The 11,978-nt window shown below is 56.7% G+C and carries 14 protein-coding genes; 2 read left to right on the forward strand and 12 right to left on the reverse strand.

The genetic code is table 11. The annotated features are described in order from the left end of the window. Positions 1–171: 171 nt before the first annotated feature. A complete protein-coding gene (locus CUC53_RS05585; RefSeq protein WP_100293235.1) occupies positions 172–1,797 on the reverse strand; it encodes a methyl-accepting chemotaxis protein in 1,626 nt (541 codons plus the stop codon). A 368-nt stretch (positions 1,798–2,165) separates the two neighbouring features. After that, on the reverse strand, positions 2,166–2,822 hold the full coding sequence (gene folE, locus CUC53_RS05590) for a GTP cyclohydrolase I FolE (protein WP_100293236.1): 657 nt from the start codon (positions 2,820–2,822) through the stop codon (positions 2,166–2,168). A gap of 334 nt (positions 2,823–3,156) precedes the next feature. Here folE and moeA point away from each other — a divergent pair, with 334 nt between their 5' ends. Continuing rightward, complete coding sequence (moeA, locus tag CUC53_RS05595) at positions 3,157–4,383, forward strand: molybdopterin molybdotransferase MoeA (protein WP_100293237.1); 1,227 nt, start codon at positions 3,157–3,159, stop codon at positions 4,381–4,383. Beyond that, positions 4,380–5,144, forward strand: coding sequence for a molybdopterin-synthase adenylyltransferase MoeB (moeB, locus tag CUC53_RS05600; RefSeq protein ID WP_100293238.1), 765 nt, complete (start codon positions 4,380–4,382; stop codon positions 5,142–5,144). Before moeA ends, moeB begins: the two co-directional genes overlap by 4 nt. 56 nt (positions 5,145–5,200) lie before the next feature. Here moeB and CUC53_RS05605 read toward each other — a convergent pair whose 3' ends face one another. The 10 genes from CUC53_RS05605 to CUC53_RS05650 all read right to left on the reverse strand — a co-directional run bounded on the left by CUC53_RS05605 (position 5,201) and on the right by CUC53_RS05650 (position 11,909). Then, positions 5,201–5,491, reverse strand: coding sequence for a Bor family protein (locus tag CUC53_RS05605; RefSeq protein ID WP_100293239.1), 291 nt, complete (start codon positions 5,489–5,491; stop codon positions 5,201–5,203). A gap of 214 nt (positions 5,492–5,705) precedes the next feature. Continuing rightward, on the reverse strand, positions 5,706–6,485 hold the full coding sequence (locus CUC53_RS05610; RefSeq protein ID WP_167386691.1) for an alpha/beta fold hydrolase: 780 nt from the start codon (positions 6,483–6,485) through the stop codon (positions 5,706–5,708). A gap of 83 nt (positions 6,486–6,568) precedes the next feature. Further along, positions 6,569–7,654 (reverse strand): molybdenum ABC transporter ATP-binding protein, encoded by a 1,086-nt coding sequence (modC, locus tag CUC53_RS05615; protein ID WP_100293240.1) that lies wholly within the window; start codon positions 7,652–7,654, stop codon positions 6,569–6,571. Further along, on the reverse strand, positions 7,651–8,331 hold the full coding sequence (modB, locus tag CUC53_RS05620) for a molybdate ABC transporter permease subunit (RefSeq protein ID WP_100293241.1): 681 nt from the start codon (positions 8,329–8,331) through the stop codon (positions 7,651–7,653). The genes modC and modB overlap by 4 nt, the downstream gene beginning before the upstream one ends. A 102-nt stretch (positions 8,332–8,433) precedes the next feature. Then, positions 8,434–9,159 (reverse strand): molybdate ABC transporter substrate-binding protein, encoded by a 726-nt coding sequence (gene modA, locus CUC53_RS05625; RefSeq protein WP_100293269.1) that lies wholly within the window; start codon positions 9,157–9,159, stop codon positions 8,434–8,436. A 125-nt stretch (positions 9,160–9,284) separates the two neighbouring features. Then, a complete protein-coding gene (gene moaE / locus CUC53_RS05630; RefSeq protein ID WP_100293242.1) occupies positions 9,285–9,779 on the reverse strand; it encodes a molybdopterin synthase catalytic subunit MoaE in 495 nt (164 codons plus the stop codon). 3 nt (positions 9,780–9,782) lie between these two features. Further along, positions 9,783–10,028, reverse strand: coding sequence for a molybdopterin synthase sulfur carrier subunit (gene moaD / locus CUC53_RS05635; protein WP_100293243.1), 246 nt, complete (start codon positions 10,026–10,028; stop codon positions 9,783–9,785). Continuing rightward, positions 10,025–10,549, reverse strand: coding sequence for a cyclic pyranopterin monophosphate synthase MoaC (gene moaC / locus CUC53_RS05640; protein ID WP_100293244.1), 525 nt, complete (start codon positions 10,547–10,549; stop codon positions 10,025–10,027). Before moaC ends, moaD begins: the two co-directional genes overlap by 4 nt. 9 nt (positions 10,550–10,558) lie before the next feature. Further along, positions 10,559–11,065 carry a molybdenum cofactor biosynthesis protein B gene (gene moaB, locus CUC53_RS05645; protein WP_100293245.1) on the reverse strand — a complete coding sequence of 169 codons (507 nt, stop codon included), beginning with the start codon at positions 11,063–11,065 and terminating at the stop codon, positions 10,559–10,561. Between the two features lie 253 nt (positions 11,066–11,318). Then, entirely contained in the window at positions 11,319–11,909 is a 591-nt protein-coding gene (locus CUC53_RS05650) for a cytochrome c3 family protein (RefSeq protein ID WP_100293246.1), read from the reverse strand. Positions 11,910–11,978 lie beyond the last annotated feature (69 nt).

Raw genomic sequence — 11,978 nt, forward strand, 5'->3', positions numbered from 1 at the left:
TCGAATGGGGGCGCCCCCACCGTTCATCATGTGGCTACAATGATCGGCACAATAAACCAATGAAAAGCGCCCTTAACTGTATCGTCTCGGGCGCATCAAAGCGGGTAATCACACGAGCTGAACCGAGTGAGGTGAGCTTGGCTACAAGGTAAAGCGCTGCGTCATCTTATCCTACGTGCCAGCTAATTTGCTCAACTCGTTGCAAGCCTGAGCTATCTGGCGAGCACCATGAGTATTTTCGTCTGCCGTATTATGAATATTAACAATGCTGCGGCTCAACTCTTCGGTAACAGCGCTCTGCTCTTCGGTAGCGGTAGCAATCAAGGTATTCATATCCGTGATCCGCACTACGGCACCATTAATGGTATTGATACTGGTTCCCGCATCCCGCGCCAAGCCAACACTTTCTTGCATTTGCTGACGGCTCGACTGCATCGCATGACTAGCCTCTGATGCTCGGCTTTGCAATAGCTCAATCATCTTGCTGATCTCTGCGGTTGAATCTTGAGTACGCTGAGCTAATGATCGCACTTCATCTGCGACCACCGCAAAACCACGCCCTTGCTCGCCAGCACGGGCGGCCTCGATAGCGGCATTAAGCGCCAGCAGGTTGGTCTGGCCCGCAATATCCCTGATCACATCGAGTACCACACTGATATTGGTACTATCGGCCTGCAGTTGCTGAACCACGTTACCCGCCTGCTCAATTTTCTCAGAAACCTGCTCAATGCTGGTGATCGCGTTTCGCACGACCAAATGGCCATCACCAGATGTGCGAGAGGCATCTTTGGCGGCACTCATCGCATCGGTGGTGTTACGTGCCACTTCACTTAAGGTCGATTGCATCTGATTCATTGCGGTCGCAACCTGCGACATCTCACCCTGCTGAATCGCCATCCCATTGGCAGACTGCTCAGAGATACTACCAACTTCCTTCACCGCACCGCTGAGTTGGCTCACCGAGCTAATGATCTCACTCACCAAATCTGCCAGCGCAGTTTGCATTTGATTAATGGCTGACCCAAGCAACCCCAACTCATCACGATTGAAGCGTTTATCTTGAATCCATATCTGTAATTCACCACGCCCTAGCTCACCACCAGCAATACGCTGTGCTTGGCGAGCCAGCATAATGAGCGGATCCCGAATTTGCCGAGTCAATATCACGGAAAGCGCCACAACCAGCACCAGCCCAAGCGCCATCGCAAACATGACACTCCACTTCGCTGAATCATAAGCGGCAACCACGACGTTACGTGATTCTGTAGCATAGCCTTGGTTGATCCGAATCAACTCATCTACAGCACTCACCAATTCATGATAGGTGTTCAATCCTTGGTTCAAGGACAGTGCCAGAGCAGCCTCCATCTGTTGCCGCTCTTGCATCTGGATCACTTGTTGGTGCAACGCCATATATTTATCCCAATGCTGTTTGATCGCCTCAAAAGTACGCCGCTCTTTCTCATCCGCCCCCCAGATAGTGGCGCCATGCTCCGTAAGTTGTTGGGTAATTTGTTGGACTTTTTTGACGCTAGCATTGCGATACTCCGCTGTTTTTTGAGGATCAGAGGCCACCAGAAACAAATCCAGCTCATAGCGGCGTAGCTGGCTAAGGCTTTCACCGATCGCATTAGTACGGTTAACAGCAGGCAAAATACTGTCGGTAAAACCTATTGCAGCACGGTTCATATTAGTAAATTCAAACAGTGAAAAACCGCCGATAAACGCCATCATTAGCCCTAATACCGCAAAACCTGCGGTCAGTTTCTTGCCGATGGTCATCTTACTGATATTCATAGATATATCCCAGATGCTAAGTAAATATTGCGCTTTGGTCTACACCATATCAGCGCGGTTCATGATGGCGTCTATCTAGGAAAAAACGTATCAGATGGAGCCAAGACCATCCGGACACCAATCAGCCACGTTTACTTCGTGACCGTCATCCAATCTGGCGGGGAAGAGACTGAAAAAGATGCGTTATCTGTTATTGCCACCAACCAAGCAAAACACCCAATGCCACAAGGGGTATCGACCATAGCACCACTCTCTTGAGTGGGGTTGACAGTGAAATGAGCTAAATACTGGCCATAACAGTTAGGGTAAAAAAGAAAGGCGTCGGACGGGTCACTTCATATCATGACCCTAGACGCGCGGATGCAATATTAACGTTTGAGGCCAGCGAGAAACTCAGCACGGGTATCTGGCTGGGTTTTGAAGACCCCACCAAGGGAGGTCGTGGTGGTATAGGAGGTCGAATCCATCACCCCGCGCGCCTTGACGCAGTAATGGGTCGCCTTGATGCTGATGGCCACGTCCTTGGTGCCGAGCAGGGTCTGCAGCGCCAGTAAGATTTGCTGGGTCAACCGCTCCTGCACCTGGGGACGGCGGGCAAAGAACTGCACAATACGGTTGATTTTCGACAGACCGATCACCTTGCCACGAGGGATGTAAGCCACGTGGGCCAGCCCGTCGATGGTAACGAAGTGGTGTTCACAGGTGCTGGTGAGGCTGATGTCCCGCACCATGATCATCTCGTCTACCTGCATCTTATTCTCGATCACCGTCACCTTGGGGAAGGTGGAATAGTCGAGGCCGGAGAAGATCTCATTGACATACATCTTGGCAATGCGATGCGGCGTCTCGGCCAGACTGTCATCGGTCAGATCCAGCCCCAGCGTCTCCATGATGGAGCGCATATGGCCTTCGATCTTCTCCCGCTTCTGCTGGCTGTTCAGCTCGTTGGTGACCAGGGGGGTTTCCAGTCCCTGGGCTTCGAGGGCAGCCCTGACCAGCAAGGCTTCCGGACTTAAGGTTGTCATTCGTACCTCTCCCATGCAAAGGGACCATAAAGAACTCTGCCGCTACCACTGGGCCCGATCACATCCATGCACGTTATCGCGGCCGCACGGTGGTGCAGGAGATCCTATACCAGATGACCGCACACGCCTGCCGATCGATGCGAGGATTACCGACGGAGCCAGCCCTGACGATCAGGCGGCATAGTAAACGGTCATTGCAGCCAAGATTCAAGTCAACTTACGCTCATCCCTACACTATATCGCCAATACACCACATTTACCGAGTCTCTGCCTGCCCATCAGGCTGGAATTTTGTGATAATCCTGCCTTTGAGATCCAACCTGAGGCCATGACGATGGGATTTGATACCAGTGGACTACTCCCCTTACGCGACGCCCTAGCCGCGATGCTAACGCAGCTCGCCTGTTGCTGCGACAGCGAGCCACTGCCGCTGCCAGAGGCCCTTGGCCGCGTGCTTGCCAGTGATATCAGCTCTCCCCTCGCCGTCCCCCCGTTCGACAACGCCGCCATGGATGGTTACGCTGTGCGCCTTGCCGATCTCGCCAGCGGCACCCCACTCATCATGGCGGGCAAGGCCTTTGCCGGTCAGCCCTATCAGGGCCAATGGCCTGCTGGCCACTGTGTGCGGATCATGACCGGCGCCCCCGTCCCCGCAGGCACCGATGCGGTGGTGATGCAGGAAGAGACTCTGGCCGACGGTGACCGAATCACCTTTCTGGCAACCCCGGTGCAGGGTCAGAATATTCGTCAAGCTGGCAGCGACATCGGTCAGGGTGCCTGCGTACTCACCGCAGGTACTCGCCTCACCCCAAGAGAGATGCCGCTGCTGGCATCTCTTGGCGTAGCCACCGTCGCGGTGCGCCGCCCGCTAACAGTGGCCATTTTTAGCACTGGCGATGAGCTTAAACCGGTCGGTACCCCGCTCGCCCACGGCGACATCTATGACTCCAACCGCTACGGCGTGCGGGCTATGCTGGCACGCTTGGGCTGCATCTGCCTCGATCTTGGCATTATCCCAGACGATCCGGCTCAGCTGCGCGCCGCCTTTATCCGTGCCGATCAAGAGGCCGATGTGCTGATCACCACCGGCGGTGTCTCGGTGGGGGAAGCGGACTTCACCAAACAACTGTTGGAAGAGCTTGGTGAGATCGGTTTCTGGCAGCTCGCCATCAAGCCGGGCAAGCCGTTTGCTTTTGGTCGTCTGCCCCGCGCTTGGTTCTTCGGCCTGCCGGGCAACCCCGTCTCTGCCATGGTCACCTTCGATCAGCTGGTGCAACCGGCGCTGGCCAAACTGGCGGGTCAGCAGTTCGAGCGCCCGCTCCAGCTGCAAGCCATTGCGGCCGAACCACTCAAAAAGAGCCCGGGCCGACTCGACTTCCAGCGCGGCATTCTGAGTCAGGGACCAAACGGTCTCGAAGTACGCAGCACCGGTTCACAAGACTCTGCGGTGTTCAGCTCCCTGTCGCGCGCCAACTGCTACATCGTCCTTGAGCGGGAACAGGGTCGCGTTGCCGCAGGCGAGACGGTGACCGTGGAACCATTCGGGGGCTTGCTGCTGTGAGCGAAATCCTGAGCGATGCCGAACTACTGCGTTACAACCGTCAGATCATCCTCAAATCTTTCGATTTCGAGGGACAGGAGGCGCTCAAGCAGGCCAAGGTGCTGGTGATCGGCGCCGGTGGCCTTGGCTGCGCCGCCAGCCAGTATCTGGCAGTGGCGGGGGTGGGTCAGCTCACCCTGGTCGATTTTGACAAAGTGGAACTCTCCAACCTGCAACGTCAGGTACTGCACAACGATGGGCGGATCGGCCACGACAAGGTGGACTCTGCCGCCCAGTCGCTGCGCGCCCTCAACCCCTGGCTTGAGGTCGCGACACACGCCACCATGGCCGATGAAGCGCTGCTCGATACCCTTTTACCGGAACATCAGCTGGTACTCGACTGCACCGATAATCTGGCCATTCGTAACTTGCTGAATCAACGGGCACGCCAGCACCGGATACCGCTGGTCAGTGGCGCCGCCATCCGGCTGGAGGGGCAGCTGTGCAGCTTCACTTGGCAGCAAGATGAGCCCTGCTACGCTTGCCTCAGCGCCCTGTTTGGCGAGCAGGCCCTCACCTGTGTCGAGGCGGGGGTGCTGGCTCCCATCGTCGGGCTGGTGGGCAGCTTGCAGGCACTGGAGGCGATCAAGCTGTTAGCTGACATGGGCAAGAGCTATAGCAGCCGCCTGTTGATGATTGACGGCCTAAGCGGCACCTTCCGTGAAATGAAGCTACCCAAACGCCCCGACTGCACTGTCTGTGGCCACTCAGAAAACCAATAAGAGCAAAAAAGCCGAACGATAAGTTCGGCTTTTTAATAGCATCTAATTTACGTAGATTAGCCTGCGCAATAAACCCGAGCTTCGCGCGGGGTATAAATTCCTAACGTGACGAAGCCAAGCAGCCCATTAACAAAAGTATGTTGAGCTTCTACCCGCACAACTTTATCAGCCCCGTTACAGACACTAGCTGCATCAATTGTTTTACTCTGACCTAAACCAGAAATGAAAAAGTGATGGCTCACTTCTTTAGTCGGCGCTGCTGCAACACCAGGATGTACGGTAAAACCTTGCTGGGCACAACCTGCTAATGCCATGGTGACGACTGCTGTCATGAATATTTTTTTCATTCTATTATCCATAATATTATTTATTAGATTGTTTAATGAAATATAAATTGCTTTCTAACAAAATATATACCGCGTATAAATGCAATACTGATGATATCAATTTAATGGTTCAACGCAATATTATCAACCTGATATTTATCAACTCACCTTCTAATATTAAAAAAGTAAATAATAGCTATCCGGCAATATTAATTCTCACGCCAAAAATATATTTCTATCCCAACATGTTAAGCAGCCGCCTTAACAGATCATTAAACCCAGAGGGATCTTCCGCAGGCCAAGCGTGGTGGCCGTTTGGGGTGTGAATAGTGGCATTAGGCAAAGAGGCAAACTGCTCTACCCGTTTCGCCAGTGGCAGGTAATCGTGGCTGGTAGAGATAATCGCCACCGGCTGCCGTATAGCGCTCAAACGCGCACGTACCGACCAACCGGGCAGTGCTTCCAACAGCGCCTTATACACCTTCTTTTTATTACGCACAAAACGTAGCCGGAAAGTGTGGCGCACCTTGACCAGATCAGGACCGGGAAAGAGCTCGCGCCCCAGCCACCAAGCAATTGGCCGCATACCGAACCAGCGCAGCCACTTGAGGCGCTGGGCGTAACGCTCCTGCTCTTTGGGGGTCTCCAGCAAAAACTCGCTGACACCGTTGATCAGCACCAACCCTTGCACCTTGTGGGGCAGTTGCAACGCCAGTTCCAGTGCTACCATGGCTCCCAGCGATAGCCCAACGATCCAAGCGGATTCAGGTTGTTCGTCGAGCCAGCGCACCACGTCGGCCGCAAGGGTGGCCACATCGAAGGGCCCCTCTTGGCTGCTCTGACCATGGCCACGCAGGTCCAGCGCCACCACGCGATAGTGCTCGGAAAAATATTCTATTTGCGCCTGCCAATCGAGGCTGGAGGAGCCAAGACCGTGGAGTAACACGAGCAAGGGGCCTTCACCCGCACAACGTAAAGCAAGCCCGTTATATTTTATTACCTGATTGCGGCGCATCCGTTCGTCGTCCTTTAGGCTATGACCAGCCCCTGTTATCTCGTTATCGTGAATCTTTTTATCTGCCGACCAATACTGCCAGCTTACCCTTCACTGACCAGGCTCACGGCCTTGATATAGGCATAAATATGCTGGCCGGGCACCAGCGCTAATCGCCTCGCTGAGCGACTAGTGATCCGCGCCAGCAGTATCTGCTGCCCTAACGCCAACTGCAACAGGGTCTGACCGGGGCGTACCTCGCGCTCGGTCTGCAGGCGAGTCACTAAACAGTTAGTCAAGCTAGAGTGCTCGATGGGGGCAGTCGCAATCACCACATCGCGCCCTGCCACCTTGATCTGCAAAAGGCCTGCCTGATCCGGTACATGAGTCATGGTGACTCGCAACTGCTGGTCGCCAAGCTGTAGGGTCGCCATCTGTTCGTCGTCATCGTAGTGGGCCAACGTGGCATCCAACATCACCGCGGCATCGTCACGGCTAGCCAAGGAGAGGTCGGGGCGAGCAAACAGCTCACTGGGCTTGCCTTGGGCTTCGACCCGGCCAGCGGCCAACAGCACCAGCTGATCGCAGAGCAGGCTCACCTCTTCCATGGCGTGGCTGACAAACACCATCGGTATGCCGCTCTCCTGCTGCAATCCTTTGAGCACATGGGCTTGCTGGATGCGACTGCGCCGATCCAACGCGGAAAAAGGTTCATCGAGTAGCAGCAGGTCGGGCTCGGCCAGCAACGCCCGCCCCAATGCCACCCGCTGGCGTTGGCCGCCAGACAGGGCATGAGCCGGTTGCCCCAACAGCTCGACAAAGCCGAGCCGCGCCGCCAGCGCCTCGGGCTGCCAGCACCCCCGCCCCTTGCGGGCCGCCAGTTGCAAATTGCCAAGCACGCTCAGATGAGGAAAAAGCCGCGAATCCTGAAATACCAGCCCAATCCGGCGCGCTTCGGGGAGCAGCGCGCCGCACTCCCGTCCGCCCCACTGCAAGCGATCTCCTGCTTGGCGATCGAGCCCAGCGATGATGCGCAGCAGAGTGCTCTTACCGCAGCCGGAGGGACCAAACAGACCGATAATGCCCCCCAGTTCGAGGGTCAGTGCGCAATCGAGGGTAAAGGGGCCAAACTCGCGCCGAGCATGGAGGCAGAGAACGTGGCCCTGCGAGTGAGTAGCGGGAAGGTTCATCCGAACACTCGGTGCTGTCTGCGCTGCAGCACCCCGTAAACCAGCAGCAGTAGCACCAGCGAGCAGCCCATCAGCCCCCCTGCCAGTATATGGGCGTTCTGGTAATCCATCGCCTCTACATAATCAAACAGGGCGATAGAGAGCACCTGAGTTTCGCCCGGAATATTGCCACCTATCATCAGCACCACACCAAACTCTCCCAAGGTGTGGGCAAAGCCGAGGGCCGCCGCCATCACAAAGCTGGGCAGGGTCATCGGTAAGATAATGTGAAAAAAGCGCGCCAACGGGCCAAAGCCGAGGGTTGCGGCAGCCTCCAGCTCTTTATTGCCCATATTAACGAAAGCAGACGTGAGCGGCTGCACCACAAACGGCAGTGAATAGAGGAGGGAAGCCAGCAGCAGACCTGTAAAGCTGAACGCCAGCGGTGTGCCGAAGGTAGCTCGCCACCAAGCGCCCACCCCATATTCGGGGGAGAAAGCCAGCAACAGATAAAACCCCAGCACCGTGGGGGGCAGCACCAGCGGCAGCGCCACCAGCGCCTCCACCAGCGGCCGCAGCCGATTCTGGCTGCGCGACAACCACCACGCCAGTGGCGGTGCCAATAACAGCAAGATAACGGTGGTACAGGCTGCCAACTTCAAGGTGAGCCAGACTGCCAGCAGATCCCCTTCACTCATCACGCCCCCTTCCGCTCAATGGCCTTCAATAGCGATAACCCCTGTGCAGTCAGCACAGGCCAAAGCAGCGGTGAAAGCAGCTGCTGAATGATGTTCAGACCATCACGGCACCAGCGCATAACCTGCAGCCTTGATCTGCACCTGCCCCGGCCCTTTGAGCCAGGCGACCAGCGCCGTCACCGCAGCCCCTTGTTTCAATATCAGCCCCTGCTGCTCGATGGGGGGATAAAAACTTGCAGGCACTGCCCACGCTTCGCCGGTCTTGCCCGCGTCCACCAGATTGGCCCAAGCAACGAAGCCCAGCTCGGCATTACCGGTCTCGACAAATTGCCAAGTTTGGCCGATGTTGGCACCGGTCAGCAGCCGGTACTGGGTGGGATCAATTTTGAGGCGAGCAAGGGTCGCCATGGCGGCAGCACCATAAGGCGCGGTGCGAGGATTGGCGATGGCAAGATTGCCCTGCCAGCTGCGCAGGGTCGCTTCGTCAGGGGCCGGACCGCCCTTTTGCCACAGCCCCAGCTGGCCAATGGCGTAGGTAAAGCGATCACTCCCCTTGCCCTCTTTTTCCAGCTTCTCGGGCGTCGCCACATCGGCGGAGAGGAAGAGATCGAACGGCGCGCCATGGCGGATCTGGGTGTAGAGCACCCCAGTGGCGGCAGCAGAGATAACCAGCCGATGACCGGTCTTGGCGGTGAACGCCTCGCCGATCCGCTCAAGGGTGCCCTTAAAATTAGCGGCCACCGCTACCTTCACCTCATCGGCCTGCACCGACGCCGCGAACAACAGGATTGCCGCAACGCTCACGTAAGACAACCAGCCTAGCCCCATAACAAGCCTGTGCCGATAAGTCGGCATGATGCCGCGATGGCGGGCGTCGTCATCGACATGGCACAGAAAACGGGCAACCACCGCCATACCGGAACAAACATACGCGTCTTTCATGGCCAATCCTGCTATTGCTCGGGCGGCCGATGAGTGAGACTCCAACGGGCTGCCGCTGCCTCATCACTGACCTTGGCCGCAACCCAGCGCTGCTCGCCTTCGGCGGTCAGCTCTTTTTTCCAAAATGGCGCTCGGGTCTTCAAGAAATCCATGATGAAGTGGCAAGCCTCGAAGGCAGCCTCACGGTGGGCACTGCTCACCGCCACCAGCACGATCTGATCGCCAAGCCACAGCTCGCCGATGCGGTGGATCAGGGTGCACTCCTGCAGCGGCCAACGCTCGCGCGCTTCCTGCACGATCTCGACCAGCGCCTTCTCGGTCATGCCGGGGTAGTGCTCAAGGGCCAGCCCCTTCACCTCCTCCCCTTGATTGAAGTCGCGCACCTTGCCAACGAAGGTGACGACCGCCCCAGTATCAGCCCGGCTGGCAAGGCGGGCATATTCGTCAGCAAGCGAGAAGTCCTCCCGTTGCACCAGAATGCGATCTGCGATGGCTGTCTCATCCATGGTTCAACCTCCGGTCACTGGGGGGAAAAAGGCCACTTCATCGCCATCCTTGATAGACGTATCGAGGGGCACCAGCGTCTGGTTGACCGCCACTAGCAGCTTGCCCACCTCAAGGGCCAGTGCCCACTTGTCACCCCGCTGACAGAGCGCAGCACGCAGTTGCTCGGCACTGGCGTAATCGCACGGCAGGCAGAGCTCGTCACAGGCCACCAGCTCTCTTACTTGCGCAAAAAACAGTACCTTGATCATGCTTGCTCCCCGCTCGTTGACCCTAACTGAAAGTGACCGGACTTACCGCCCTTCTTCTCCACCAGTCGCAGCTGTTCGATCACCATGTCTTTTTGCACCGCCTTGCACATGTCGTAGATGGTCAGCGCCGCCACCGACGCCGCCGTCAGCGCCTCCATCTCCACCCCGGTCTTGCCGGCGAGCTTGCAGAGGGTGCGAATATGCACCTTGTGCAGCTCAGGCAGCGCCGCGATCTCTACCTCAACCTTGGTCAGGGCCAGCGGATGGCAGAGTGGGATGAGATCGGCAGTCTTCTTGGCCGCCATGATGCCAGCGATGCGAGCGGTGGCGAATACATCGCCTTTATGATGCTGGCCGCTCAAGATCAGCGCCAGTGTCTCGGGGGCCATGGCGACAAACGCCTCGGCACGGGCTTCACGCTCGGTCACCTGTTTGTCGGTCACATCCACCATATGGGCTTCGCCGCTCTGGTTAAGGTGAGTGAGGTTAGCCTGAGCCTGGTTGGGATCGGTCTGGTTCATGGTGTGCTCTCAAAGGTGGGAGACAAAGTTGCACGGCTTGGTGCGGGCATCGAGCTGATCGCGGATGAGCTGCTCCCAACCCAGCTCGCAAGCGTCAGTGGAGCCAGGTAGACAGCAAATCAGGGTGCGATTGGCCAGCCCAGCCAGCGCACGGCTCTGCATGGCGGAGCCTTTTATTGCGGCAAAAGAGAGCTGGCGGAACAGTTCGCCAAAACCTTGTACGGTGCGTTCAAATAAAACGCCCACCGCCTCGGGCACTCGGTTCTGTTCGTTAAAACCGGTGCCGCCATTGATCAGCACCACTTGCACCTTTTCATCGGCAATCCATTCACTCACCCGCGCCCTAATCCGAAACAGGTTATCTGGGCAAAGCGCCCGATCAGCCAGTTGATGGCCGGCGTCGGTAAGGGCCGATGCCAGATAGTCACCAGAGCCATCATCGGCAGCCGTGCGGCTGTCGGAGACCGTCAGCACAGCGATGTTGAGGGGAATAAATCCGTTATTTTTCTGTCCCATCGGGCAGTTCCTGATAGCAAAGGGCCGCGAGTAATAGCAAGCAGGAGGATCACCTCACGGGGATAACGATGAGGCTTGATAGCAACACACACCGTTTATCTCCCATCGCTCAATGGCGCTGGGGTATCCACGGCGGCTGATTCTATCAAAGGTTTCAACACAGCGGGGGAAAGGTGTCACAAATTGCAGCAGGATGCTCACTGTGACTCACAATGTAGTTAATCAGCGGCTGGGTTAACCCAGCCGCTGTGGATTAAAACCCTTTGACGCCTGTCATGTCGGGCAATTGGTGGGCAATCCCCTTGTGACAATCAATACAGGTATTTTGACCGCTGGCTAGGTTGGTCGAGTGCATCTGGGCCCCCCGCTTACCTTGCAGCGAGAAATCCATGTACTCGAAGTTATGGCAGTTACGGCACTCGCGCGAATCAGTCTCTTTCATCCGCTGCCACTCCCGCTCGGCCATCTCCCGGCGGTGCGACTCGAACTTCTCACGGGTATCCACTTTGCCGGTCAACTTGCCCCACAGCTCTTTGGAGGCCTGTACTTTACGAATGATCTTGTAGCTCCATTCGTGCGGTACGTGGCAATCTGGGCAGCTGGCCCGCACGCCGGAGCGGTTGGCATAGTGAATGGTGTCACGGTACTCCTGAAACACGTTGTCACGCATCTCATGGCAACTGGTACAAAAAGCCTCGGTGTTGGAGGCCTCCATTGCGGTGTTGAAGCCGCCCCAAAAGATGACACCACCAAAGAACCCCATCATCAACAGCACCCACAGGGCAGCCTTGGACGGGGATTTAAAGGTGGTCCACAGACGCTGAATAAAGCCGGGTAATTTCATCTATGGGTTCCTCAGTTCTGTGCTTCGTTCACAGGGATGTTAAAGGTGTGCCAAACAGACGGCACCACG

Source organism: Aeromonas cavernicola (assembly GCF_002795305.1).
Classification (GTDB): Bacteria; Pseudomonadota; Gammaproteobacteria; order Enterobacterales; family Aeromonadaceae; genus Aeromonas; species Aeromonas cavernicola.

Excerpts from the sequence above, each read along its gene's own strand:
- modB (WP_100293241.1), bottom strand. The coding sequence starts at position 8,331 with ATGAGTGAAGGGGATCTGCTGGCAGTCTGGCTCACCTTGAAGTTGGCA.
- CUC53_RS05605 (WP_100293239.1), bottom strand. The coding sequence starts at position 5,491 with ATGAAAAAAATATTCATGACAGCAGTCGTCACCATGGCATTAGCAGGT.
- moaE (WP_100293242.1), bottom strand. The coding sequence starts at position 9,779 with ATGGATGAGACAGCCATCGCAGATCGCATTCTGGTGCAACGGGAGGAC.
- CUC53_RS05585 (WP_100293235.1), bottom strand. The coding sequence starts at position 1,797 with ATGAATATCAGTAAGATGACCATCGGCAAGAAACTGACCGCAGGTTTT.
- moaC (WP_100293244.1), bottom strand. The coding sequence starts at position 10,549 with ATGAACCAGACCGATCCCAACCAGGCTCAGGCTAACCTCACTCACCTT.
- modC (WP_100293240.1), bottom strand. The coding sequence starts at position 7,654 with ATGAACCTTCCCGCTACTCACTCGCAGGGCCACGTTCTCTGCCTCCAT.
- moaB (WP_100293245.1), bottom strand. The coding sequence starts at position 11,065 with ATGGGACAGAAAAATAACGGATTTATTCCCCTCAACATCGCTGTGCTG.
- modA (WP_100293269.1), bottom strand. The coding sequence starts at position 9,159 with ATGGGGCTAGGCTGGTTGTCTTACGTGAGCGTTGCGGCAATCCTGTTG.
- moaD (WP_100293243.1), bottom strand. The coding sequence starts at position 10,028 with ATGATCAAGGTACTGTTTTTTGCGCAAGTAAGAGAGCTGGTGGCCTGT.
- moeA (WP_100293237.1), top strand. The coding sequence starts at position 3,157 with ATGGGATTTGATACCAGTGGACTACTCCCCTTACGCGACGCCCTAGCC.
- CUC53_RS05650 (WP_100293246.1), bottom strand. The coding sequence starts at position 11,909 with ATGAAATTACCCGGCTTTATTCAGCGTCTGTGGACCACCTTTAAATCC.
- CUC53_RS05610 (WP_167386691.1), bottom strand. The coding sequence starts at position 6,485 with ATGCGCCGCAATCAGGTAATAAAATATAACGGGCTTGCTTTACGTTGT.
- folE (WP_100293236.1), bottom strand. The coding sequence starts at position 2,822 with ATGACAACCTTAAGTCCGGAAGCCTTGCTGGTCAGGGCTGCCCTCGAA.